The organism is Pontibacter sp. YIM B11418 (assembly GCF_059278805.1).
Genome location: NZ_JCAEMH010000005.1, coordinates 406,902 through 432,584 on the forward strand (window position 1 = coordinate 406,902; position 25,683 = coordinate 432,584).

Genomic DNA, 25,683 nt, shown 5'->3' on the forward strand with positions numbered 1-25,683 from the left:
ATTATGCGATTACTTTGATTACGTTTTTAATAGATTCTGCCCGCTGCTGAGCCTCTTCCAAATCAGTGCCCAGCACGGTGATGTGGCCCATTTTGCGGGCGGCACGGGTATACTTCTTGCCATACAGATGGATGTAGACGCCTGGCACGGCCAGCGCTTCCTGCAGACCTTCGTACTTCGCCTCGCCCTCATAGCCCGACTCACCCAACAGGTTGAGCATCACGGCTGCACTCTGGATATTGGTGCTGCCGAGTGGCAGGTTCAGGATGGCACGCAGGTGCTGCTCGTACTGCGAGGTATAGTTGGCTTTGATGGTATGGTGACCACTGTTGTGCGGACGCGGTGCCACTTCATTCACGAGTATTTGCCCGTCCTTGGTCAGGAACATCTCCACGGCCAGAATACCCACCATGTCAAACGACTCGATCACGCGGGTAGCGATCTCGATGGCCAGGCGCTGGAGTTTGTAAGGTAAGTTGGCAGGCGCGAAAAGCGAGTCCACGAGGTTGTGCTCAGGATGGAAGCTAAGCTCCACTACCGGGAAGGCTGTTACCTGTCCGCTTGCATTGCGGGCTACGATTACAGAGATCTCCTTCTCAAAATCCACCAGCTTCTCCAGCACCGACGGTTCTGTAAACCCCTTGCCCAGATCGGCCTCGCTCTGCAGGCGGGTTACGCCACGGCCATCATAGCCTTCGCGACGCAGCTTCTGGAAAGCGGGCAGAAAATCTGTATTGGATTTTAATTCCTCGGCGTCTTTCAGGATTCTGAAATCGGCGGTAGGTATAGCATGTTGCTTGTAAAATTCTTTCTGAAGTCCTTTGTCCTGGATGGTGCGCACGGTTTTAGCATCCGGGTATACCTTCACGCCTTCCTGCTCCAGTTTCTCAAGGGCATCGGCGTTCACGTGCTCTATCTCGATGGTGAGGATGTCGCAGTTCTTGCCAAACTCGTACACGGTGTCGAAGTCGCGGAAGCTGCCCACAAAGAACTCGTGGCACACGTCTTTGCAGGGCGCGTTTTCGTCCGGGTCGAGCACCAGGGTATAGATATTAAAATCGAGCCCGGCCTGAATCAGCATGCGGCCCAGTTGTCCGCCGCCCAGTATCCCGAGCTTTACTTCTCCTTTCATAGTATCGTTGCTTAGGGTATTTTCTACCCAAAATTAATGATTATGTTTTAATCGGCCTGCCCCCTAGAGAATTTCTATACCTGCCGCCAGCGCTTCCTTGTTTTTATATTGATTAAAAACTATATTGTTGGCTATACGTTTATCGCATTCATGGAAATTATTCTTGCTACGCTTTCTGCCCTCTTCTCCGTTGTGAACCCTTTCGGGGCCATGCCGGTCTTCCTGACTCTTACTCAGAACGACACAACTGAACAACGTAACCAACAGGCACTCAAGGCTTGTCTCTTCATGGTGGGCATTTTGGCGGTCTTTTTTCTGGCCGGGCAGTACGTGCTCAACTTCTTTGGTATCCGCATCCACGACCTGCGCATCGCTGGCGGACTCATGATTATGAAGGCAGGATTTGACCTGCTTACCCCAGGTGGCAGTACTAAAAAAGTGTCGCCGGATGTAGTGGAAGAAGCACAGCAAAAAGAAGATATCTCCTTCACGCCGCTGGCCATGCCCATGTTGTCGGGTCCAGGAGCCATTGCAGTGAGCATCGGTCTGTTTACTACTTCGCTTTCTTTCCTGGATATGACTTTGATTCTTATCGGCATCATCCTGCTCGCTGCAATCAGCTACGTGATCCTTCGCTTCTCAACACAACTCACGCGTTTCATGGGCAAGGCAGGTCTCTCTGCGCTCTCGCGCATCATGGGTTTTATTGTGCTGTCGATTGGTGTGAATTTCATCGTGTCAGCTATTTACGCGCTGTTTTTGTCGTAGTCACAACACACTTAACAATCATACAACGCGACGGTAACGCAGGCGTAATTTCACCTCCCTAGCTTTGCATCAGAATAACGCCTGACCAAGCTATGGAAATGATGCTGGCCACTTTCTCGGCCCTGTTTAGTGTAGTGAATCCCTTCGGGGCGATGCCCGTCTTTTTAACGCTCACCCAGGACGACACCCCTTCAAATCGCAACCAACAGGCCTTGCGGGCCTGTATTTACATGGCCCTAATATTGGCCGTTTTTTTTCTAGCCGGGCAGTACGTACTCAACTTTTTTGGTATCCGGTTGCACGACATCCGCATTGCGGGCGGACTGATGATTATGAAAGCAGGCTTCGAACTGCTTTCCAGCAAGGCACACCGAGGCAAAAAAGTGTCGAAAGGCGTGATGAAAGAGAGTATGCAGAAAGAAGATATTTCCTTTGCACCGCTCGCCATGCCCATGTTGTCGGGTCCGGGAGCTATCGCCGTGAGTATTAGTCTATACTCTGATGCGCTACATGTTACGGATTTAGGCTTGGTGGTAACAGCTATTGTTGCGCTGGCCGTAGTCGCCTATCTCATCCTTATCTTCTCCCACCAGTTGCTGCAGTTTATGGGCAAGGCGGGACTCTCAGCATTATCGAGGATAATGGGTTTTATAGTATTGTCGATTGGGGTCAATTTTATTGTAACAGGTATACAGGGGCTGTTTTTTGTTTGACTCAGTATCTTCTTGATTTAAAGAGGGCCCCTACCCCCATAATAGGGGAAGGAGTTGTGCACGATTGTTATCCCCCTGCCCCCTTCAAAGGGTAACTTCTGTCATTACCTGTGTCAGGTATAAGCCTCTTAGCACGCACCACTGGCAGGTATAGCAAGAGTAACTTGCACGCAAACGACAAAACAAAACACTGTGCCATGTGCACCAAATGACTACCCACTGTTTGAGCGTTCAGCGAGTTTGGGGAGTCTTGACTTTTTTGCTTACTTTGGGGGAAGGGGCCCTCGATTAGTGTCAAGAAAAAAAGTTGGTGCCCGCCGCACAGGCGAAGCTATAAAACAACACAACTTGCTATACCTGCAACAGCCCCAGCTTCGACAGTTACAAACCGGCCCCCATGCACAACCACATTTCCGCTATTACTAAACTTGCGGTATGCTATACCTAGGCCAGAGGCACTACCATTTTAGTCAATAGTGGAGGACACTCACACCACCACCGCTATACCTGCAAACCCTAGCGGACAGGCGAAAACAAAACCTAACATTCGTCTACAAGCAAGAGTAAAATGTTTTTAACAGTCAGGTATAGTTCATGTCCTTTTGATGATAACAATCATCTTCCGACAGTCAGCAATTTTAACGTATCTTTGTGCCATGCAATTGAAGAATGACCTGCTTATAAGAGCCGCTAAAGGAGAGACCGTAGAACGTACTCCGGTGTGGCTGATGCGCCAGGCCGGCCGCATCTTACCTGAATACAGAGCCGTACGCGAAAGCCTGAGCGGATTTAAGGAACTGGTGGAAACACCGGATCTGGCCGCTGAAGTGACCATCCAACCTGTGGATATTCTGGACGTGGACGCTGCCATCATCTTCTCTGACATCCTGGTGGTGCCGGAGGCAATGGGCTGTACCTACGAAATGGTGGAGAAGCGCGGTCCGTGGTTCCCCAAAACCATCCGCACCGAGGCTGACCTGGCCCGTTTGCGCGTAGCCGACCCGCACGAGCACCTGGGTTATGTGCTGGAAGCCATTAAAGTGACCAAAAGAGCCCTGAACGGACGCGTGCCGCTTATCGGTTTTGCCGGCGCGCCATGGACGATCCTGGCGTACATGGTAGAAGGCAGCGGTTCCAAGACGTTCTCGCATGCACGCGGTTTGCTCTATACCAACCCGAAACTGGCGCACCAAATGCTGCGCATGATCACTGATACCACCATTGCCTACCTGAAAGCACAGGTAGAGGCAGGCGCTAACCTGATTCAGGTGTTCGACTCCTGGGCGGGAATCCTGCCTCCGACGCACTACCGTGAGTTTTCGCTGCCTTACATCACCGAAATTTGCAACGCCATAAACGATGTGCCGGTAACGGTTTTTGCCAAGGGTGCCTTCTTTGCACTGGAGGATTTCAGCAAACTAAACTGCGAAACCATCGGCCTCGACTGGAATATGGATATCAAAACATCCAGAGCACAGGTTGGTCCGAACAAAACGCTGCAAGGCAACATGGACCCTTGCTTGCTTTACAGCTCATTCGAGACTATCCAGGACGAAACTATCAAAATGCTGAAGGAGTTTGGACCACAGCGTCACATTGCCAACCTCGGCCACGGCGTATACCCAGACACTGATCCTGAGAAGGTAAAATGCTTTATTCAGACGGTGAAGGAGTTTGGAAGTTTAGGAGTTGGAGAGTTTTAGAGTTAAGAGATTAGAATTGACCTTTTCATACACAACAGCGAAGGCCCGCCTATTTGGCGGGCCTTCGCTGTTGTTAAGGGCCGGGAATATAAATGCCGGAATATACCCCCAAACGCTTTACTCCAAACTTTCAAATTCACATCTACTCGCCAACACCCAAACCCTCTTACCCAACTGGCACATGCGTTTCCGGGAATTTGTAAGCGGTTGTGGTGGTGCGGGTACTGAGCGCAACAGCAAGGGTAAGCGTACCTACCCGCCCGATGAACATGGAGAGAATCAACACCCCTTTTCCGGCGTCCGACATGCCGGCCGTTATACCTGTGCTCAGCCCTACTGTAGCAAAAGCCGATACCTGCTCAACGGCGAGCCGCATCACGTCAAACTGAGAATCAGTGATGGTAAGGATAAACAGGAACAGGAGGTTGAGTATGGCGGCAAAGACAAACACTGAAAAGGCTTTGTAGGATACAGCATGCGGAATCGTTCTCTTGCCAATCTCCACGTAGCGCTTACCCCGGATGGTAGTCCACACAGTAAGCAAAATGATGAGGAATGTGGTCGTCTTGATACCCCCGCCCGTGGAACCAGGAGAAGCCCCAATAAACATGAGAAAGATGAACATCAGCAGGGTTGGCACCGATAGAGCCGAAATATCCACGGTGTTGTAGCCGGCCGTGCGGGTGGTGACAGACTGAAAAAAGGATGTGATAACGGCTTCCCCAAAGTTCAGGTGCGCCAGCGTGTTGAAGTACTCCAACAGGAAAAAACCCACGGTGCCCAGGGCAATCAAACCGATAGAAGTATAAATGCTGATGCGGGTGAGCAGTCTCCAGTTTTTCCACGGGGCCCTCATACGGGCGCGGATCGACTGAGGAGATAGTACATCAATCATAGTCGGAAAACCGATACCGCCCAGAATAATCAGCACCGCGATGACAAGATGTAACGCGTACGAATTGCGTACTGCCGCTGTATACAACCCCTCCGGGTATAGGGAGATGCCCGCATTACAAAAAGCCGAAACCGAGTGAAAAACGGAGTAAAATATTTTACTGCCTAGGCTGACGAATTCCAGGTTTTTGTCCCAGGTCGTAAAGATAATCAGCGCCCCGACCGCTTCGATCGTAAAAGTCATCAACACCAGCTTGCGCAACAGGTGTTGGGTGGAGAAGATCGAATCACTTTCCAGGATCTCGTACATGGCCAGGTGTTGTTTGATGCCCATCCCCTGCCGCATAAGCGAAACGAAGAATGTGGCGAAGGTCAGAATGCCCAATCCTCCCAGCTGTATCAACATGAGCAGTACCACTTGCCCTGAAAACGTGAAGTACGTGCCCGGGTCCACCACCACCAGACCTGTTACACAGGAGGTTGTGGTAGCCATAAAAAGGGCATCGATGTAGCGCATACTGCCCGGCGAGGTAATCATGTTCGGCATCATCAGGAGTCCGGAACCCAATAAGATCAGGAACACGAAGCTCAGCAGGAAGACAACCGTCGGCTTAAACTGCAGGACCTTGAAGTAGACCCGGGTTTCCAGTAGCTCAATCAGAAGCAGCACCAGCATGTATACTGACACCGCCACCCTGTACAGCTCCACCGAAACCTTTATATCAACGCTATCAAACAGGTTGTAAATAATGGGCAATTGCAGCAAATAAGTGCCCACCAAATTGATGAAAATGATCGCCATCAGGGTGCCTTCAAACCAAGTGCGCCTCAGAAACCTCACGCGTTCAAAGGCATACAATATCCGGAGCAGGTAAATGGTTACAAAAACTGCAAAAATCCCGTCTATGGCATAAAATACTTTTTGTACGGTATCCGGGTCCTCCACCATACCATGTGCGTAAACCAGCAGGCCCACCGATATCAGCGTGAGCAGGTAAGTCGTCCGGCGCATGATGGCGTATACCCTCAGTTTGCTGCCGTATAACGCTCTGTTGAGTCTTTCTGTACTCATATAGCTTTATGCACTTCAGTAGTATCCACTACTCCTGTCGTTTGCGTAGGATTTTCAATTCCCATATCTGCTGTCTTATACGTACTAGCTATACCTTATCCGATCGAAAGGTGAGTATCCGGGTATTTGTAGGCCGTAGAAGGAACCCGTGTGCTGATAGCGAGCGCCAACGTCAGGGTACCTACCCGGCCAATGTACATCGACATAATGATAACCATCTTGCCTATGTCTGAAAGCCCGGCCGTTATACCGGTGCTAAGGCCCACTGTGCCAAAGGCCGAGACCTGCTCAAAAGCCAGGCGAAGAATATCAAATTGCGAGTCCGAAATGGAGAGGATGATCAAAAACAGGATGTTGAAGACCACCGCGAACGTGAACACCGCAAAAGCCTTGTAAGAAACCGAATGCGGGATGGTTCTTTTACCGATCTCGATGTTACGCTTGCCTACAATCGTTGTCCACACAGAGAGGATGATCACCATAAAGGTAGTCGTCTTGATACCGCCGCCCATCGAGCCCGGCGAGGCCCCGATGAACATCAGCATCATCATGATCAGCAGGGCCGGCACCGAAATGGCTGACACATCCACCGTGTGGAACCCGGACGAGCGGGTGGTGGCAGACTGAAAAAAGGACGTGATAAGCGCCTCTGCAAAGTTCAGGTGAGACAAGGTGTTGAAGTACTCCAACAGGAAAAAGGTAATGGTACCAAAGGCCAGGAGAGCAGCCGAGGTATACACAGTCACGCGTGTCATCATTTTCCAGTTGCGCCAGGGCATTGCCATTCGGGTACGCATGGCATCCGGGGAAAACACATCCAGCATAGTCGGGAAACCGATGCCGCCCAGGATAACCATTGCCGCGATGGTCAGGTGCATGACATAAGCGTTTTGCAGCGGATTGCTGTAGAGGCCTTCCGGGAACAAAGAGAGGCCCGCATTACAAAAGGCTGACACCGCATGGAACACCGAAAAGAAAATTTTACTCCCCAGTCCTACAAACTCTACTTCATTGCTCCACGTTGCAAAGATGATCACAGCCCCGAATGCCTCAATCGAAAGCGTCATCATGATCAGTTTGCGGAGCAGCCCTTTTGTGAACGAGATGGACTCGCTTTCCATAATCTCGAACATGGCCACGTGTTGCTTTATACCTATACCTTGTCGCATGAGCGTTGCAAAGAAGGTAGCAAAGGTCATCACGCCCAAACCGCCCAACTGCACCAGCCCCAACAGCACTACCTGCCCTGCAAGGGTAAAGTATGTACCCGGATCCACTACTGCCAGCCCGGTGATGCACGAGGCACTGGTGGCCATAAAAAGTGCATCAATGAAGCGCATGCCATCCGGGTCATTGGTCATTTTGGGGAACATGAACATGGCGGTGCCAATGGCGATGAGCGAAAGAAAGCTCATCAGGAATATAACAGCCGGTTTTACCTGCAGGGTCTTCAGGTGCACCCGGGTCTCGAGCAGCTCCACGATCAACAGCATAAGCATGTAGAGCGACACCAGGATACGGTATACCTCCACAGAAAGCGGCATGCCCAGCCCCTCAAAAATATTGTAAATGACAGGGAAGTTGAACAGGTAGGTACCTACATGGTTGATCAGAATGAGGCCCATCAACGTACCCTCGAACCAGGTCCGCTGCAGGAATTTTAACCGCTCAAAGCCATACAGAATCCGCAACAGGTATATCAGGACAAAGACGCCAAGAATGGCGTCGATGGCGTAGTAGATAAGTTGTAGAGTTCCGGGGTCTGTTACAACACCGTGTGCATACAGCAACAAACCTATGGCCACGATAGTGAGCACATAGGTTGTGCGGCGCATCAGCATGTATGCCCACAGTTTACTGCCGTATAAGAGCCTGTTAAGCCGTTCGGTGTTCATGGGTTTCGTACAGCCTGTTCACTTTTGCTTCCTGGAACAAGCGGTTTCTGTCGACAGGCACCACGCCTACCTGCTCGCACACCAGGCCACCGCCCAGGTTGCTCAGGCCGGCCATAAAAGGGAGCGAAGTCTTCAGCGCCATACACAGCGCCGATATGCTGATTACCGTATCGCCGGCACCGGACACATCGGAAATTGCGCGACGGTGCGCAGGTATATAAGTCTTCTCTTCGCCATTGGCCACAAACACACCACGCTCTGAGAGTGTAACCAACACCTGCTTCGTCTCCAGTCGTTTCTGCAGCTGTGCTACAGCCTCTTCAAAAGCGGGCAGGTTCTCGTCGGCAAAGTCAACTTTCAGACCTTCTTTGAGTTCTTTCAGGTTTGGTTTGAATAGTGTGCAGCCCTTGTAGCTCAAAAAGTTCTTCTTTTTGGGGTCCACCACACTCGGTATACCGCGCTCGTTAGCTAGCTGAATAAACCGGGTAATGTTTTGCTCAGAGAACACCCCTTTATCATAATCTTCAAAAATGATCACATCAGCCCGTTCGAGTAGTTTCAGGTAATGCTCCTCCAGGTGGCGCTCCTCGTAGTCGGCCAGGTTGTGCTCGATCTCGGCGTCCACGCGCAGTAGTTGCTGACCACCAGCTATTATGCGGTGCTTGATGGTGGTCACGCGCTCGGGGCTTTGTACGATGCCTTCTGTAGAAAGATTGCGTTCCTCCATCAGGCGCAGGAAATCTCCACCATCCGGGTCATCGCCAATTACGGAGCAAAGCAGCGGCGTTGCGCCCATGGCCTGCACGTTCAGGGCCACGTTGGCTGCTCCGCCCAGTCGCTTCTCGCGCTTCACTACATTCACAATCGGCACCGGGGCTTCCGGTGAAATGCGTGTCGACTTGCCCCACAGGTATGAGTCGATCATCACGTCGCCCACAATAAGCACGGTCAGGCTGTCAAAGGCACTGAATATATCTTCTAAATTGGTATGCTGATTCATTATTGCAATTTGGCGAGGCTCTCCTTGATGCGGCGGAGCGCCTCGATTAATTTATCGTCGGATGTGGCGTACGAGAAACGGATACACTGCGGCGCACCGAAGGCCTCGCCACTCACCAGGGCCACATGTGCATCGGTGAGCAGGTATAGGCTCAGGTCGAGGGCACTGCTGATGATGTTGCCGTTGTAGCTCTTGCCGAAATAATAACTCACATCCGGGAAAATATAAAAAGCGCCGGTCGGCACGTTTGTCTTAAAGCCCGGTATACCTTGCATGATGTCCAGTACGAGGTCACGGCGACGAAGGTAAGCGTCACGCATCTCCAAAGCCGATTCATTTCCTCCCAACAGGGCTGCATGGGCCGCCTTCTGGGCGATGGAGCAGGTGCCGGACGTGATCTGGCTCTGCATTTTTTCGCAGGCAATGGCGATGTCTTTGTGTGCGGCAATATAACCCACGCGCCAGCCCGTCATGGCGTACCCTTTCGAGAAACCATTCACCGTGATCACGCGGTCTTTGATAAAGTCAAAGCCGGCCATGCTGGCATGTTTTTCACCGAAGTTGATGTACTCGTAGATCTCGTCGGCGATGACGTATACCTGCGGATGTTTCTCCAGCACTTTGGCCAGCGCCAGCAGCTCCTGCTCGTCGAACACAGAACCCGTCGGGTTGCAGGGCGAAGAATACATCACTAGCTTAGTATTGGAGGTAATGGCGCTTTCGAGTTGCTCCGGCGTCACTTTAAAGTCATTTTCCAGACGCCCCTGCAGCGGCACTTGTATACCTTCGGCCAACTTCACGATCTCTTCATAGGACACCCAGTAAGGAGAGAAAACAATCACCTCGTCCCCCGGATTCACCAGACACATTACCGCATTGGCAATGGACTGCTTGGCCCCTGTCGATACCACGATGTTCTCCGGACCATAGTCCAGGTTATTGTCGCGCTTAAATTTATCGGCGATCGCCTGACGCAGCGCCGGAAAGCCCGGTACCGGGGTATAGAAAGTAAAGCCCTCATCGATCGCCTCTTTCGCAGCGTCTTTGATGTACTGCGGCGTTTGAAAATCCGGCTCTCCAAAGCTCAGGTTGATGATATCAAATCCCTGTGCGGCCAGTTCACGACCTTTTTTGGCCATCGCGATAGTCTGCGACTCCGACAGCGCCATGATTCTGTCTGAAAGTATGTGTGATGCTGTGTTTTGCATGCTTCTTCTGAGATAAGCTCCAAAGTTAATATAATGCAAGAGAAAACCAGTGAAATGGGGATTGAATATGGTATGGCTTGATAGCATTACATGGCGTGAGCGCGGACGCTCGTGTCTACTTTAGTGGGGCCTCTGGCCCCTTTGCCTCTTTTACACTTCTGCCAGCATCACACCACTACCTGGGTTTGCACTGCTGAAAGTATAGTAAGCTGCATCGGTCACCAAGCCAGCCACCACCGGATTCTGCTCAATGTAATTGATTTTCTGTTGAAGCATGGTCGTATCCGTCAGGTCAATGGGATGGTTGTGCTGTTGCCAGAATTGATATTCTTTGTTGTGCGTATTGTGCTGCCTGAAGAAGCGAAACAGGTAAAGCAGCCATTCTTTTCTGCTCTCGGTTGGATTGTTTTCAATCTGAGCAATGATTCTTTTGGCCGTATAACTCTTAAAGTCTCGAAGTACACTGCTCAAGTTGCCATCTTCTACTGAGCAAACCATGTGCAGGTGACTGGGCATCAGGCAATAACTGTATACCTCTAGCCCTTTGTTTTTGCGGCAATAGTTCAGGTTCTGTACCACTTCATCAGCGTATTCTCTTCTGGTGAATACATCTATCCAGCCGACCACAGTGAGGGTGACGAAGAACAGGCCTCCTCTGTAGATTTTATACTTCTCAGACATAAGTTTAAAGTTTGAGAAATAGTACGCAGATGATTATAAAGGGGCCAGAGGCCCCACTATAGTAGACACGAGCGTGGACGCTCGCGCCATACCCTACCTACCAAAACCAAAAAAGGACACGCGATTCGCGTGTCCTTTCTCAGCTTTCAAAAGATAATTTTAATTTTTCCCGTAAGAAGTACGCTCTACAATGCTGCGTCCCAGGGTAATTTCATCTGTATATTCCAACTCCCCTCCTACTGGCACACCACGGGCGATGGTCGTGATGCGCACGTTGTGGTCGCGTAGCTTGCGGGTCAGGTAAAAAGCAGTGGTGTCGCCTTCCATGGTCGGGCTGATGGCCAGCAATATCTCTTTTACTTCGGAGTTCGGCAGACGCTCCAGCAGCGAGTCGATATGCAGGTCCGACGGGCCTACGCCTTCGATCGGTGAAATCACGCCTCCCAAAACATGGTACAGGCCTTTGAATTGCGAGGTATTCTCGATGGCAATTACATCGCGGATGTCGCTTACTACGCACAGCAGGCTGCGGTCGCGCAGCGGGTTGAGGCAGATACCACATACCTCAGTGTCCGAAATGTTATGACACTCTTTGCAATGCTTCACCTCGGTGCGCATTTTTACGAGCGCCTCGGACAGCAGAAAAGTCTCTTCAGATTCCTCTTTGAGCATGTGCAGCGCCAACCGCAGGGCAGTCTTGCGACCTACGCCCGGGAGCTTCGCCAGCTCCTCAACAGCGTTTTCAATCAGTTTAGACGGAAATTCCATTCAACCTCCCGCTACTCGATATTGGCTGAAAGATCTTTGTCGTGCAGGGCAGTGCACATACCTGCCAGCTCTTCGTAAGACCCCACCTTTACGGTGCACTTGCCTTTGTAATGGATCAGCAGCGTGCATTGCTCCGCCTGTTCCGCTGAGTGGCCGCATACCTTAATAAGCGTTGCGATCACATGGTCAAACGTATTCACGTCGTCGTTATAAACAATCAGGTTGCGAAGATCGGTGCTCTCTTCGAGCAGCGCCACTTCATCCTGATGTAAAATTTGAGTCTCAATATTCATAGTGCAAAATTACGAATTTTTATGGAGCTACGGAAGCAGAACGCACTATAATACAGCTCTCCCCCCCCAGCTCCGGCTATCTGAAAAAGGTATAGGTTAAAACAATCCGGAGCCGGGGTTAATTCCTATCAGGGCAGATATTTCGGGGTATATTTACGGCCCGACCATCTTGAACAGCACGCCTATTTTACCTAGCTTTACAGGTATAGCTTACATATACCTATGCCAACCGTCTCTACTGGTTTTAAAAAAGCTGTCAAGCAGCTGAGCGATAAAGAAAAGGAAGCCATCATTATCAAAGCTGCCCGCCGCGACGGAGAGCTGTACGATTTGCTGGCAATTGAGCTGGGCGAACTCACGCCGGAAGAAGCCTATGACCAGACCGCCGAAAAGATACGCGAACTGATGATGGACACAACCGGTCGCTACCTGGGCCGTGCCCTCACCAAGTCGTTGCGCAAGTCGGCCAAGGAGATTGCCCGTTTCAAGCGCATTACCAAAGACGTGAAGTTGGAAACTGACCTGCACCTATACCTGTTGCGCCTGATCTTCGACAACTTCACCGGCCACTTCGACAGTTACTACAAAGCCTTTTATACCGCCACTGCCCGCCTCCTGCAGCGCACTATACAACTTATCCGCAAGAACCTGCACGAAGACTATCACTTGGAGTATAAGGACGAACTCGACAGTTTCCTGCAGCAGATCCACAGCCGCAACAAGCCGCTGAGCTTTGATTTGCCGCGGGAGTTTGAGGTGGAGTAGGGAATTCATCCGTAATTGACAATTTTTCCTAAAAGAACATGACCACTAATGATTTATTAAAATTCTATGCTCAAGAACCTAGCAAGGAGATAATTGAGAATCTTATAGGTTACTTAAATCATATTAGTGGAAAAGAATTAAGTAAATCAATTATTCGTCAATACCTACTCAAACTCAAATGGAAACAAAAAGACATTACTCTTCTATATAGGTGTCATTGCAAAGCAGCGGCCTTTTACCTTAGACACTTATCAGAAAAAAGAGAAAAGGTTAGCAAAGAACAAATGAGAACAATTATTGCGGATGTTGCTCCCTATATTGCTTATTTAGACAGTAAATTAACCACACCTATTAGCATACATAGCACTAACACAATACCATCATTTATTCATTATAAGCATGCTAAATCGTTATTCTATAATGGTGACATACCTGATGATTCAAAAACCAATTATGAAACTGATTTACTAGCATTGTATGCTATCAGATTAACATTAGAAAAAAGAATACGAGGGTTTCTAGGTATAGACTATGCAACTATCAATAGCAAACCTTTAGGGTTATCCAAACTTATTGATATTAGTAAAAGTCTTGAAACAGTGAAGTATGGAGAAGGCATTAGCTGGCTAGAAATAGAATGGGTTAATGCTTGGCTAAACCACCATATGCATAGACATTTACGACCTGCGCCCTGGGTTATCCACCAATCCTTCGAAATTATTGACACCCTTGTTGAATCGAGAATTCACATTCAAAATGGAAGAAAAATTCACTCTTTTTATGCTTCAACCGTTGTTAAAAATGAAGAGGTATTTTCAAATGAAGTTTTAGAAAAACTAAAAGCGTTGGATAAGAATATTATAGTTAAATGGGCTTGGGATAAGGAAGTTCTTATTCTCTTATGATAAGCTTATTTAAAAATAATAGTAGGTTTTTCTAGATATTAAGGCACAATGTAATCTATAAGGGATGTAAACATCCCAGCGAGTATCCCTTTCTCAGGTATAGAGCCATAAATAAATAGTTAAACCGCCATATATTTTACATTAGCGAAGTCTTACAGCAATGTAGTAGCTGAGGCTTAATCTTCCTTCCACCAAGATTCTCCCAGAATGACAGGTATAGGTTAAGGCCTCTTAGGATATCTTTCATTTTACACCTTCCCCCACCAGTACCTTCAATCCTGTGAATCCCTGAATCCTGCCAATCCTGATTAAACCTTTTCTGTTTTCTCCCCTCAAATCCTTAAATTTGAGAATCTAATCTAATCGACTTACACCCTGTCATGAAGAAGCATACCTATTGGAGTATGTTCCTGGCGGCAGCGCTTGCCTTACCTTTGGGCACAGCCACGGCGCAGGACAAAAAAGACAACAAATGGAACGTGGAAGAAGCCCGCGGACCGCAAAAAGAAATCACCGTAACAACCGACGAAGGCACCTGGATGAGTGTCGACGTGAGTCCGGACGGCAAAGAAATCGTGTTCGACATGCTTGGCGACATCTACACCATGCCGATTACGGGCGGAAAAGCGAAGTTGCTCCGCAGTGGCCGCGCCTACGAAGTACAGCCCCGTTTCAGCCCCGACGGCAAGTTAATTTCCTTCACCTCCGATGCGGGTGGCGGCGACAACATATGGGTCATGAAGCGCGATGGCTCCGATGCAAAGCAGATCACCAAAGAAAATTTCCGACTCCTGAATAACGCTGTTTGGACACCAGACGGCGAGTACCTGATTGCCCGCAAGCACTTCACAGCTTCCCGTTCGCTGGGTGCCGGCGAAATGTGGATGTACCACAGGTCAGGCGGAAGCGGCGTGCAGCTGACCAAACGCAAAAACGACCAGCAGGACGTTGGCGAGCCGGCAGTATCGCCGGACGGCAAGTATGTGTACTTCTCTGAAGACATGAGCGGCGGCTCTACTTTTGAGTACAACAAAGATCCGAACGGCCAGATCTACGTGATTCGCCGCGTGGACCGCAACACAGGAGAGATTGAGAACGTGGTGACCGGCAACGGTGGCTCGGTTCGTCCGGTTATATCCCGCGACGGCAAGCAGTTGGCTTTTGTGCGCCGCGTGCGCACTAAGTCTGTCCTTTTTATCCACGACCTGAAAACAGGTGAGCAGTGGCCGATTTACGACCAGCTCAACCACGACCAGCAGGAAGCCTGGGCTATTTTCGGTGTATACCCATACTTCTCATGGACGCCCGACAACAAGAGCATTGTATTCTGGGCAGGTGGCAAGATCAATAAGATCGATGTAGCCAGCCAGAAAGTAACCAATATACCTTTTGAAGCGACTGCCACGCACCACATCGCCGAAGCTGTTCGCCACGATTTCAGCAAGGCAGGCGTTTCGCCGGACCAGTTCACGGCCAAGGCCATTCGCCACGCCGTGACCTCGCCTGACGGTAAGTTACTCGTGTTCAACGCTGCAGGCCATATCTACAAAAGAGAACTGCCAAACGGTAAGCCGGAGCGCGTGACCAATGGTAAGGATTTTGAGTTTTATCCGGCTTTCTCGCCAGACGGTAAAACACTTCTCTTCTCTACCTGGGACGATGACAACCTGGGTGCGCTGGTGAAAGTGGACATCCGCAAGAAAAACGCCAAGCCAACCAAACTCACTTCTGAGAAAGGCTTCTATACCAACGCGTCTTTCTCGCCTAACGGCAAGCTGATTGTGTATAGCAAAGATGGTGGCAACAACCACATGGGCTATGCCCACGGTAACGAACGCGGCATTTACTACATGACCGTCGAAGGTAAAAACCCGACACTGGTACAGAAAAGTGGCTTCAATCCGCTGTTCAATGCTACTTCTGACCGCATTTTCTTCACTGGCGGCGCGGGTGGCAAGTATGCCTTCAAAAGTGTAGACCTGAGCGGCAAAGAGGAGCGTACACACTATACCTCTACTTACACCGACCAGTTCTACCCAAGCCCGGACAACAAGTGGCTGGCTTTTGTGGAGTTGTTCAACGGCTATGTGGTGCCTTTCTCGGCTAACGGAGCAGGTATGGAACTGAGCGCGGAGACCAAAGCCGTACCTGTGGCCCGCTTCACCAAAGACGCCGGCACGAGCGTGCACTGGTCAGGCGACAGCAAGAAGGTGAACTGGGTGTTGGGCGATGAGTATTTCTCGAACGATCTGAAAGACCGCTTCGCTTTCCTGGAAGGTGCCCCTGAAAAACTACCAGCCATTGACACGACAGGTATAAAAATCGGTCTTGAATTCAAAACCGATGCCCCACAAGGAAAAGTAGCCTTCACCAATGCCCGCATCATCACGATGAAAGGCGATGAAGTGATTGAAGGCGGTACTATTGTAGTAGACGGCAACCGCATTGTGTCAGTTGGCAAAGGTATAGCCGTACCGAAAGATGCTAAAGTAATCGACGCCAGCGGCAAAACCATCATGCCAGGTATAGTTGACGTGCATGCGCACCTTGGCACTTTCCGTAACGGCATGAGCCCGAAACAACAGTGGTCTTACCTGGCCAATTTGGCTTATGGTGTAACGACTACCCACGACCCTTCTTCTACGACAGAGATGGTGTTCAGCCAGTCGGAAGCCGTGAAGGCCGGCCACATGGTAGGTCCGCGTATTTACTCGACCGGCACGATTTTGTACGGTGCCGACGGCAACTTCAAAGCAGTAGTCAACAGTCTCGACGATGCCCGTTCACACCTGCGCCGCATCCAGGCTGCCGGGGGCTTCTCTGTGAAGAGCTACAACCAGCCACGCCGTGAGCAGCGTCAGCAGATTATTCAGGCAGCCCGCGAGCTGGACATGACCGTGGTACCGGAAGGCGGCTCGACCTTCTTCCACAACATGAGCATGATCCTGGACGGCCACTCAGGTATAGAGCATAACATTCCGATCGCCCCGCTTTACAAAGACGTGGTAGAGGTATGGAAAGCTTCTAAAACAGGTTACACCCCTACCCTGATCGTGAACTACGGCGCAACCAGCGGTGAGTACTACTGGTACCAGAACACCAAGGTATGGGAGAAGGAAAGACTCCTGAAATTCACGCCACGCTCTGTGATCGATGGTCGCTCACGCTTTGTGATGCAGGTACCTGACGAGGAGTATAAGAACGGTTACTTCAAGACTTCAGAAGCCTGCAAGGCCCTGACAGACGCTGGTGTGAAAGTGAACCTCGGTGCACACGGACAGCTGCAAGGCCTCGGCGCTCATTGGGAACTGTGGATGCTGCAGCAAGGCGGCATGACAAACATGGAAGCGCTGCGTGCCGCGACCCTAAACGGTGCTGAGTACTTGGGCATGGGCAAAGACATCGGCTCGCTGGAAACCGGCAAACTGGCCGACCTGATCGTGCTGGACCAGAACCCGCTGGAGAACATTCAGAACTCCGAGCACGTGCGCTACACCATGGTTAACGGCCGTCTGTTTGATGCCGCCACCATGAACGAAGTTGGCAACCACGAGCGCAAGCCGGGCAAATTCTGGTGGGAGAACAGCAAGTACGCTTCGTCTTTTGACTGGCACGAAGGTACCGACACCCGCGTGGAAGGTATAGCCGGTGAAAATTGCACCTGCCGCCACTAAGAACTTCAGGTATAAGTTAATAATAAACGAGCCGACTCACATGAGTCGGCTCGTTTTGTTTTTGAAGGTATAGGCATTTGGTATGGTGCAAGCGTCCTTGCTCGTGACGACTATCGGTGACCTTTCCCCAATACCATCAACTTAAGGAACAATGAATCTATACTGTCATCTCGAAAGTAATGAGAGATCTGAATTCTCGGAGAGCAATGGCAATATTTCAGATCTCTCCCAAAACGAGGCCCCCTACCCCAGGTCGAAATGACATAAGAAAGCTTATGCTGACGGCTTTAGTCCTCTGGCCCTATAAAGAATCTTTTACATATTCACCTATATTAACCAACTACTTAACTGATAAACCCTTTGCAAATCCAATTATAACTATTAACTTAGTTCATAACTTAACCTCCGTCCCATGCCGCTATACCTGTACAGCGCTCTCTTCATTTTGCTCACCGCCTGCAGTTCCAAAGCCGAGCAGGTGACAGCAGAAATTCCTGAAGGTATAGCCGAGACCGAAATACTGATTAACCCTGCAGGAAAGACAATAGCAGAGAGGTTTTCCCCACCGAGAGGTTATAAAAGAGCTGTGCAACCCGAGAATACTTTTGGAGCTTATCTACAGCATTTCAAGTTAAAACCGCATGGCACACAGGTGCATTACTACAACGGTGCCATCAAGCCAAACGACAATATTTATGATGCTGTGCTCGACATAGATGTTGGCACCCGCGATCTGCAGCAATGCGCGGATGCTGTTATGCGACTGCGGGCTGAATATTTGTATGGGCAGGAAAAATACGATGCGATTCACTTTAACTTCACGAGCGGCTTCCGGGTAGACTATAGCAAATGGCAGCAGGGTTACCGGGTACAAGTGAAAGGCAATGATTGCTCATGGGTAAAAAAAGCAGCTCCATCAACTGCCTATGCTTCTTTCAAAAATTACCTGCAAGTCGTGTTTACTTATGCCGGCACCCTGTCGCTGGAGAAAGAAATGAAAGCTGTCTCGATGAAAGACATTCAGATTGGTGATGTGTTCATCAAGGGCGGAAGTCCCGGCCATGCTGTAATCGTAATGGATATGGCGGTTGATGCGCAAACAGGAGAAAAGCTGTTCCTGCTCGCCCAGAGTTATATGCCGGCTCAGGAAATCCAGATTCTGAAAAATCCGATGAACCCAGGTATAAGCCCCTGGTATAGCAGCAACTTCAGTGGCCCGCTTCTCACGCCGGAGTGGACGTTTCAGCGGAGTCACTTGAAGCGGTTTTGATGCTTGGAGGATACTATAAAAAGGGAACAGAGGACCCACTAAAGTAGACACGAGCGAAGATGCTCGCGCCATACCTGCCACTTTACAATTCTAAATAACAATCAACAATTAGCAATCAGCAATTCTAATTCTCCTTCACCGCTGCCAACACCCGCTTGATCAACTCATCCGGGTTACCGTTATGCCAGCGCCACACGATCACGATATCATGCTCGGGGTCTACCCAGATCGTGTTCTGCCCGGCACCTAGAGCGGCATAACTGGTAGTCGGGGCACTTGGCCAGGCTTTGCCTTCGGTGTTGAGCCACCAGAGGTAACCGTAGTCAGGACCAACAGGTCCGCGGGAGGTCGTCGCTTCCTTCACCCATTCTGCTGACACAATTTGCTTGTCTTTCCAGCGGCCGTTGCGGAGAAAGAGGTAGCCGAAACGGGCTTCGTCACGGGCGCTTATCCCGAGGCCGCCGCCCCAGCGGGTACCGCCGCTCACCGAGGGCATACGCTTGCCGTCAATTTCTACATATGAGTTGCGGTAGGGCACATATTCCCAGGTATTGGAGGCGTCGATCGGATCCATCACTTCATTTTTAAACACCTCAGGTATAGGCTTCTTCCAGAGGCGCAGCAGCGACAAAGCAAAGCGATTGATGCGCACGTCGTTGTATTCATAGTAGGTTCCCGGCTCCTCCAGCGCACGTGGCTTGCGCTCGCCACGTCCGTATTCCTCTTTGCCCACGAAGTCATGCTTTTTGCCCCAGAGTTCGCCTTCCCACTCACTGGTTTGCCGCACATGGTGCTCCCAGGTTACTTTGCGGTTTTGTTCCGAATCATAGCCACCGTCCTGTACATAATTCGCTACCGGATCGCGAACATCTTTGATCATGCCACGATCAATCGTTATACCTAGAATGGTAGAAAGCACGCTTTTGGCTACGCTATAGGTCGGATCCACCCGTTCGGTTTCTCCCCACTCGGCCACGATGTAGCCGTTTTTGAGGATGATGCCGTTGGTGCTGGCCCTGTCATCAGGTATAGGTCCGAGCATTTTGCCAAAAATCTCTTCCTGTGTAGAGAAGTCTTTCGGCATCTGAGTCGTTTCCTGCAGTCTGGCCCATTCCACGGCTTCCTGTAGCAAAGCGGCATCCATACCTAGCTGCCCGGGTTGCTTCTTTTCCCAGTTATCTCCTTTGCCCGGGTAGTATACATTGCCTTCTGTGGCTTGCGCCTGTTCAGTTACAACAGGTTGTTGCGGCTGTTGCTGACAGGAAGAAAACCCGAGCGCCAAGGCCAGCGCCAGGTATAAAATTTTACTTTTTATCATCGTGTCTGATAGGTATGGAAGATCTCTCTAAAACTACTCAAAGTAAGGTATAACTGCTAGTCCGGCGCTGTTATCACAAAAAAAAGAGCGGTAGGTATAGCACACCTCCCGCTCTTCATACTTTTCTTACCACGTCTACAGGTATAGCTTATACTTGGCTATACCTACCAGCTGGTACCACCGCCCCGTTTACCGCCTCCAAACAGTCCGCCCAGCAAACTGCCGAGTCCGCCGGAACCCATGCCGCCATAGCGGCTACGACCGTTTAAGCCGCCCAGCACGGAAGCCATGGAGCCCAGACCGCTGGTTGAGCGCCGGCCGCCGCCCATCAGACCGCCACGACCCGTCATCATGCCACCGAGCAGACCACCCAAAAGGCCACCGCCCATACCTCCGAGCATGCCGCCACCCCGGCGTTTGCCACCACTCATCAGGCGGGCCAGCACAATGGGCGCTGCTATACCTAGTATACCCTGCACCATTTGCGGGGAGATACCGGCATTTTTGAACATATCGCTGAAACCGTTCTTACTCATAAAGGACTGTGTTGTCGGGTCCTCGCCGTGCTGTTGTGCTTCGTCTGCCTTGTTTACAAACTGCTCGAGCACACTGTATTGCTTCTGGTCCACACCCAGGTAGTTGGCCATCTCCTGAATGCGCTTCTGCTCATCCTGGGTATACTCGCCGTCTGCCTTGGCAAAGCTGATGATATCGGTGATGAAGGAAAAGCGCAACTGACTCTTCTGCAATACATCCAGCACACGTTTCAGGCTGATTTGGGAGGGGTTTTGGGCAATAGAGAGCACTTCCTGCTCTACGTTCTCAGGCATTTCGGCTGCTTCGCTCAATACCCTCAGAAACTCCAGTTCCTCTTCAGAGGCATGCCCATCGGCGGAGGCCATGGAAGCAAGGGCCGCTAAATAGGCGCCCTTCTCTTCCATGGTATAATCCTTCAATAATGTGGTTTGTTCTTGTTCCATAGCTTTTTAGTGTTCTTTCTGACTTTTAAACGATAGGGCTTGTCAGAAGTTAAGCGTAGTGGAACATACTGCCTCGGTTAGTCTCTTACCCGATCCAGCGTATCGCTAAGATGCTGGGCCTCTTCAGCCGACAGGTTCTTAAATGTATCCTCTTCCAATTGTTGCATCAGCGGATCCAGGCTATCGAGCAATTCTATGCCTCTGGCTGTAATGGCAATCTCTACCTTGCGCCTGTTCTGTTCGCAAAGCTCGCGGGTCACCAGTCCCTTCAAACGCAATTTCTCTACCAATCGGGTAGCATTGCTCATGCGGTTGAGCATGCGCTCCTGTACCGTGAATAGGTTGATGGGTTTCCCCTGTTGTCCTCTGAGGATGCGCAGCACATTGAATTGCTGCGAAGAAATATCGTAGGGTTTGAGCAGGCTGTCGACGCGTGCCATCATCCACTCGCCCGTAAACATCAGGTTCAGGGAAGCCTTTTGGTAGGAGTTCCTAAACTTCGGCATCTTTAATTCATCTTCTAACTTCATGTGAAAAAAATCTAGTAGGGTGCAATAACGCTTGCAATAATTGTATATACAACATTTCCAAACATTTAGTTACTTCGCCAAGCGGAACAAGTTAGAGAATTTAACTTTGTTATTATTTTTTTATGTTTAAACCTTAGACAAAAAGTATCATATACATTTCCTAAGTACTATATTGCAGGCATCACCAACCCGCCGCACCATCTGTATATGGAAACCAAACGCCTCCCTTATCAAGCTGCCACCAACGAAAACCTGTTCGGATCATCACCGCAGGTGCTTGCCGCCATGCAACAAGCCTTGAACAGCGTGCACGGTTACCCCACCCCCGACGCCTCCGACCTGCGACATGCCCTGGCCACCAAATTAGGGGTACGGGCCGACGAAATTGTGGTGGGAAGCGGCTCGGCAGAGCTGATTTCGCTCCTGGTGCGCCGTTTCTGTGGTCATGACAGGGACGGGGAAGTGCTGACTTTCACGCCTTCCTACCCGCTGTACTGCCAGGAAGCCCGCGCGCTGCGCATTCCCTGCACGGAAATTCCGCTCACCAGCAGCTATCGGATCGATGTTGCGGCTTTAAAACGTCAAGTAAGGCCTTCTACGCGGCTCTGCTTTCTCTGCAACCCCAATAACCCGACCGGGACTTACCTGACAACCGCTGAACTGGAGCAGGTACTCGACTCGCTGCCGCCACATGTTACCGTCGTAGTCGACGAAGCTTACATCGAGTATGTTACCGCCCCCGATTGTGCCGACGCGGTGGCCATGCTATCGCGCTATCCTAACCTGGTCGTGCTGCGCACTTTCTCCAAAGCCTACGGACTCGCCTCTGTTCGCATCGGGTATATGATCGCGCAACGCTACCTGATTGAACAGGTGCTGGAAGTGAAACAACCTTACAATGTCAACCAACTGGCCCAGGTCGCTGCCCTGGCCGCCCTGGAGGATGAGCACTTCCTGCAGATGACGCTGCAGGCAACGCAGATCGGGAAAAGAAAGCTGGAACAGGCCCTGCATAGAATGGGCGTGCAGTTCTGGCCATCACAGGGCAACTTTCTGCTACTGGATGCCGGCGGCTACAGCGCCGATGAAATTCACAACTACTTACTCGCAAACCTTATCCTGGTGCGCCGCGCCGACCACCATACCTTGCGCCTGACCATAGGCCCGGACGAGCACCAGCTATACCTCCTACAAATGCTACAAGAATTGCTACACCCTTCCCGCGTATACGACACACAGCCTCTGCTGGCACATGTGCTTAACCTGGGCTACCTGGTACAGGATCAGCCTGAAGGGGCGGCAGCCGTTGCACACGATCTGCTGGACAGAGCAGCCGGGCAAACAGATGCAGAGGGCCGCATCGCGCAGGCTTTTGCGCGTGCCCTGGCCTTGCGCTGCCAGCAAGGTATAACCAAGGACTCCGGCAATCTCTATGCTTCTAATTTTGGGGTGATGGACATGATCGCGGCCTTCAATGTACTGGTAACGGCCACGCCGCTGGTCACTTTCGGGCATCGCTTTGCCAACCACTCCATCCTGCCTACCATTGCCGGAAAGTCATCGGTATACCTGCTCGATCTGGGTATAGGCAGCGGTTTGCAATGGTTTCATCTGATGGAGTTGCTGGCAGCCCTGCCCGGTGAGCACCCCAGCCTGCACCTCACGGGCATTGACATACCGGACAGCAGCAATGATGACCCGGCGTACAAGCTGCGGGCTACCGGTGCCCGCCTGGCAGCACATGCCGAGCGGTTGGGACTAGAGTTCAGCTATACCTATGTGGCCACCCGCCTCGAAGACTTCGACCTGCAGTCGCTGGAGATCGACCCTTCCCATACTTTGATCGTGAATGCGGCGCTCACCCTGCACCACCTTGCCGACGAACTAGTGGCTATACCTGACCAGCGCGACCGGGTACTGGAGCAGATCCGGACGCTGCGTCCGCAGTTGCTCACCCTCACCGAGCCCGACTCCGAGCACAACCGACTCGATTTTCTGCCCCGACTGCGGGAGTCTCTGCGCCACTACCATACCGTGTTTGATGTACTGGACACGCTGCTGCCTGCCGATATGCCGGAGCGTCGCGTGATTGAACAGGAGTTTTTTGGAAGAGAGATCCTTAATGTGGTGGCCTTTGAAGGAAGTGACCGCGTAGAGCGCCATGAACGACTGGATGCCTGGCAGCACCGCCTCATACGCAATGGTTTTAAACCCGCTCCGGTTCTGGTGACAGCAGCCCAGATCCAGGAGGAGCTGGACCTGCACCCGCAGTTTAGTCTGGCCGCGCATACGGCTGGCTATACCTTGCATTGGAAAAACACCAACATCATCGCAGCCACTGCCTGGCAGGTAGCTGACTAAAGCCCCAGTTTGCGGAGGGCCAGCAGGCAGAGTGCCACCGAGCCCGACACATGCACTTGTCCGCTGAGCACCATTTGCTCCACTTCCTGAAGGGGTACTTTCAGCACTTCGATGTGCTCGCTCTCGTCCAAGTCTTGGGCAGCCACTTCGCGCGCGTTGCGCATCAGGAAGAAATAGATCTTGTTGGTGTCCTTTGTCGGGTTGTCAATCACTTCTAGGAGCAACTCTACGTCATCGGAGGTATAGCCGGTTTCTTCCAGCAGTTCGCGACGGGCTGCTTCCCGCGGGTCAGTTTCGTGCGCATCAATTACGCCACCCGGCAACTCGATGAAAATATCGCTGGCAGCGTGTTTGTACTGTCGCACAAAGAGCACGTGCCCATCTTCGGTGACCGGAAACGTGAGCACCACATCGGGGCGCACGCTTACAAAATAATCATCCATCTGGTGACCGTTGGGCAGCTCTACATGGTCGCGGCGCAAGGTATACCACTTGTGGTTAAATACAACATCCGACTTGAGTGTTTTCCAGCGTTCTATTCCTTTCTTCATTGTTTTCAAATTATCAGTGCAGAGCAGTGGCTACCCCACAAAAAAGAGCCATACCTGCTTCACAGCATATCAGGTATGGCTTATGCAATTTAAACAAGTTTATTTCAGCTGATCACCTCCAGCTGTTCTTCATTGGAAGTGTCCAGAGTCATGAGTTCCCCGACGTAGGTTTCCAGCTCATGGGCGCGATGTGCGGCCGTGTGGTGCGCCATTACCTTGCGACGCGCCCGCATACCGATCGCCTTCCGCTCAGATGTACAGATCTCGCGGAGATAACGGAGCGTTTCGGAGGCACTCTTGGTGATGAGAATCTCAGACTCAGGCTCGAACAGGGTCTCTATACCTTCCCAGTAGTCAGAGATGACGGGCGTGCAGCAGGCGGCCGCTTCAAAAAGTCGCATGCTCGGGGTATAGCCAAACCGGCTGGTGCCGGCGCGGGCGATGCTCAGGGCAAAGCGCTGGCTATTGAAGAAATCGCGGTGCTCAACTGGCGTCAGGTGATGGAGCATAGTGATGTTGCCGGGCCAACCCATGTCTTCGGGATATTTGGTACCAGCCACCGCAAAACGTCCGGCGGGCCACTGCGCTGCAGCATCTACCATCAGTTTCTGCAAGGTCGACTGCCTGTCCTCTGAATAAGCACCCAGGTAACCCAGGTCCCATTTGATCTCGCGGTACTCCTGGTGGTATAGTGTCGGGTCGACTGAAAAATACAGCGGCCGTGCCATGCGGGCACCATATTTCTGTTCAAACAGCTCCAGCGCCGGACCGCCTGTGCAGGACAGGTATAGGTCGAAGGCAGGTATCAGGCTCGCATTGAGGTAAGTCGGTCCCTGGCCTTCCAGTTCGGTAAGGGTAGCGGGGGCATCCAGATCATAGAAAGCTTTGATGCCCTTTGCCGTCTCGATCACCCATTTCCCGATAGCATTGCCTTCCGCCAGGCTGGATCCTACGATCACCATATCAGCCTCCCGCACCTGCTCCGTGTACTGGCGCAGATGCTCGAACGAGGCATATGTGCCGAGCTGGCAAAAATCAGGCTCGCCTAAATCGGGGGCAGTACGCTGCGTTGGCTTTCTTTCCAGAAACAGGATGTGGTGTGCATTGGCGTGCAGTGCCCGCACCAGGTTACGGTAAGTAGTGGCATGGCCATTGCCCCAGGAAGTCGTAATCGAAAGGCCGAGTATAACGATATTCATGTC

Annotated in this window: 21 protein-coding genes; 8 read left to right on the forward strand and 13 right to left on the reverse strand. The window is 51.2% G+C overall.

The features are described from left to right. Position 1 precedes the first annotated feature (1 nt). Positions 2-1,132 carry a 5-(carboxyamino)imidazole ribonucleotide synthase gene (locus tag AC4QZR_RS14600; protein WP_494481578.1) on the reverse strand — a complete coding sequence of 377 codons (1,131 nt, stop codon included), beginning with the start codon at positions 1,130-1,132 and terminating at the stop codon, positions 2-4. A 150-nt stretch (positions 1,133-1,282) separates the two neighbouring features. Here AC4QZR_RS14600 and AC4QZR_RS14605 point away from each other — a divergent pair, with 150 nt between their 5' ends. The 3 genes from AC4QZR_RS14605 (at position 1,283) to hemE (ending at position 4,316) form a co-directional block, all read left to right on the forward strand. Next, complete coding sequence (locus AC4QZR_RS14605) at positions 1,283-1,900, forward strand: MarC family NAAT transporter (protein ID WP_253402900.1); 618 nt, start codon at positions 1,283-1,285, stop codon at positions 1,898-1,900. Between the two features lie 92 nt (positions 1,901-1,992). Then, positions 1,993-2,613 (forward strand): MarC family NAAT transporter, encoded by a 621-nt coding sequence (locus AC4QZR_RS14610; protein WP_494481579.1) that lies wholly within the window; start codon positions 1,993-1,995, stop codon positions 2,611-2,613. Between the two features lie 656 nt (positions 2,614-3,269). After that, positions 3,270-4,316, forward strand: coding sequence for a uroporphyrinogen decarboxylase (gene hemE, locus AC4QZR_RS14615; RefSeq protein WP_253402896.1), 1,047 nt, complete (start codon positions 3,270-3,272; stop codon positions 4,314-4,316). Positions 4,317-4,482: 166 nt separating this feature from the next. On the opposite strand, the gene AC4QZR_RS14620 is transcribed toward hemE, so the two are convergent. The 7 genes from AC4QZR_RS14620 to AC4QZR_RS14650 form a co-directional block, all read right to left on the reverse strand. Continuing rightward, positions 4,483-6,282: a TrkH family potassium uptake protein gene (locus tag AC4QZR_RS14620; RefSeq protein WP_494481580.1), complete on the reverse strand. Its 1,800-nt coding sequence runs from the start codon at positions 6,280-6,282 to the stop codon at positions 4,483-4,485. Between the two features lie 95 nt (positions 6,283-6,377). Continuing rightward, the gene (locus AC4QZR_RS14625) at positions 6,378-8,177 is read right to left on the reverse strand and encodes a TrkH family potassium uptake protein (protein WP_253402892.1); all 1,800 of its coding nucleotides are present in this window, start codon (positions 8,175-8,177) and stop codon (positions 6,378-6,380) included. Beyond that, complete coding sequence (locus AC4QZR_RS14630; RefSeq protein WP_494481581.1) at positions 8,158-9,177, reverse strand: bifunctional heptose 7-phosphate kinase/heptose 1-phosphate adenyltransferase; 1,020 nt, start codon at positions 9,175-9,177, stop codon at positions 8,158-8,160. The genes AC4QZR_RS14625 and AC4QZR_RS14630 overlap by 20 nt, the downstream gene beginning before the upstream one ends. Continuing rightward, the gene (locus AC4QZR_RS14635) at positions 9,177-10,385 is read right to left on the reverse strand and encodes a pyridoxal phosphate-dependent aminotransferase (protein WP_494481582.1); all 1,209 of its coding nucleotides are present in this window, start codon (positions 10,383-10,385) and stop codon (positions 9,177-9,179) included. The genes AC4QZR_RS14630 and AC4QZR_RS14635 overlap by 1 nt, the downstream gene beginning before the upstream one ends. Before the next feature lie 150 nt (positions 10,386-10,535). Beyond that, positions 10,536-11,066, reverse strand: a complete 531-nt coding sequence (locus AC4QZR_RS14640; RefSeq protein WP_494481583.1) for an REP-associated tyrosine transposase — start codon at positions 11,064-11,066, stop codon at positions 10,536-10,538. 159 nt (positions 11,067-11,225) lie between these two features. Beyond that, positions 11,226-11,834 carry a recombination mediator RecR gene (recR, locus tag AC4QZR_RS14645; RefSeq protein ID WP_494481584.1) on the reverse strand — a complete coding sequence of 203 codons (609 nt, stop codon included), beginning with the start codon at positions 11,832-11,834 and terminating at the stop codon, positions 11,226-11,228. Between the two features lie 11 nt (positions 11,835-11,845). Beyond that, entirely contained in the window at positions 11,846-12,127 is a 282-nt protein-coding gene (locus AC4QZR_RS14650) for an ATP-dependent Clp protease adaptor ClpS (RefSeq protein WP_116542025.1), read from the reverse strand. Positions 12,128-12,349: 222 nt separating this feature from the next. On the opposite strand from AC4QZR_RS14650, the gene AC4QZR_RS14655 reads away from it, so the two are divergent. From AC4QZR_RS14655 to AC4QZR_RS14670, 4 genes are all read left to right on the forward strand, one after another. Further along, positions 12,350-12,892 carry a hypothetical protein gene (locus AC4QZR_RS14655; RefSeq protein WP_494481585.1) on the forward strand — a complete coding sequence of 181 codons (543 nt, stop codon included), beginning with the start codon at positions 12,350-12,352 and terminating at the stop codon, positions 12,890-12,892. Positions 12,893-12,930: 38 nt separating this feature from the next. Then, a complete protein-coding gene (locus tag AC4QZR_RS14660) occupies positions 12,931-13,797 on the forward strand; it encodes a hypothetical protein (protein ID WP_494481586.1) in 867 nt (288 codons plus the stop codon). A gap of 404 nt (positions 13,798-14,201) precedes the next feature. After that, positions 14,202-17,471 carry an amidohydrolase family protein gene (locus AC4QZR_RS14665; protein WP_494481653.1) on the forward strand — a complete coding sequence of 1,090 codons (3,270 nt, stop codon included), beginning with the start codon at positions 14,202-14,204 and terminating at the stop codon, positions 17,469-17,471. 412 nt (positions 17,472-17,883) lie between these two features. After that, a complete protein-coding gene (locus AC4QZR_RS14670; RefSeq protein WP_494481587.1) occupies positions 17,884-18,741 on the forward strand; it encodes a DUF4846 domain-containing protein in 858 nt (285 codons plus the stop codon). Between the two features lie 124 nt (positions 18,742-18,865). Here AC4QZR_RS14670 and AC4QZR_RS14675 read toward each other — a convergent pair whose 3' ends face one another. The 3 genes from AC4QZR_RS14675 to AC4QZR_RS14685 form a co-directional block, all read right to left on the reverse strand. Continuing rightward, the gene (locus tag AC4QZR_RS14675) at positions 18,866-20,059 is read right to left on the reverse strand and encodes a serine hydrolase domain-containing protein (protein WP_494481588.1); all 1,194 of its coding nucleotides are present in this window, start codon (positions 20,057-20,059) and stop codon (positions 18,866-18,868) included. Between the two features lie 164 nt (positions 20,060-20,223). Then, complete coding sequence (locus AC4QZR_RS14680) at positions 20,224-21,039, reverse strand: tellurite resistance TerB family protein (protein ID WP_494481589.1); 816 nt, start codon at positions 21,037-21,039, stop codon at positions 20,224-20,226. A gap of 77 nt (positions 21,040-21,116) precedes the next feature. After that, positions 21,117-21,569 (reverse strand): MarR family winged helix-turn-helix transcriptional regulator, encoded by a 453-nt coding sequence (locus tag AC4QZR_RS14685; protein WP_494481590.1) that lies wholly within the window; start codon positions 21,567-21,569, stop codon positions 21,117-21,119. Between the two features lie 207 nt (positions 21,570-21,776). Here AC4QZR_RS14685 and hisC point away from each other — a divergent pair, with 207 nt between their 5' ends. Then, entirely contained in the window at positions 21,777-23,930 is a 2,154-nt protein-coding gene (hisC, locus tag AC4QZR_RS14690) for a histidinol-phosphate transaminase (protein WP_494481591.1), read from the forward strand. Here the strand turns inward: hisC and AC4QZR_RS14695 are convergent. Continuing rightward, entirely contained in the window at positions 23,927-24,481 is a 555-nt protein-coding gene (locus AC4QZR_RS14695; protein ID WP_494481592.1) for an NUDIX hydrolase, read from the reverse strand. The two genes, hisC and AC4QZR_RS14695, sit on opposite strands and share 4 nt — an antisense overlap. Before the next feature lie 104 nt (positions 24,482-24,585). Continuing rightward, positions 24,586-25,680 (reverse strand): CgeB family protein, encoded by a 1,095-nt coding sequence (locus tag AC4QZR_RS14700; protein ID WP_494481593.1) that lies wholly within the window; start codon positions 25,678-25,680, stop codon positions 24,586-24,588. Between the last annotated feature and the right edge of the window lie 3 nt (positions 25,681-25,683).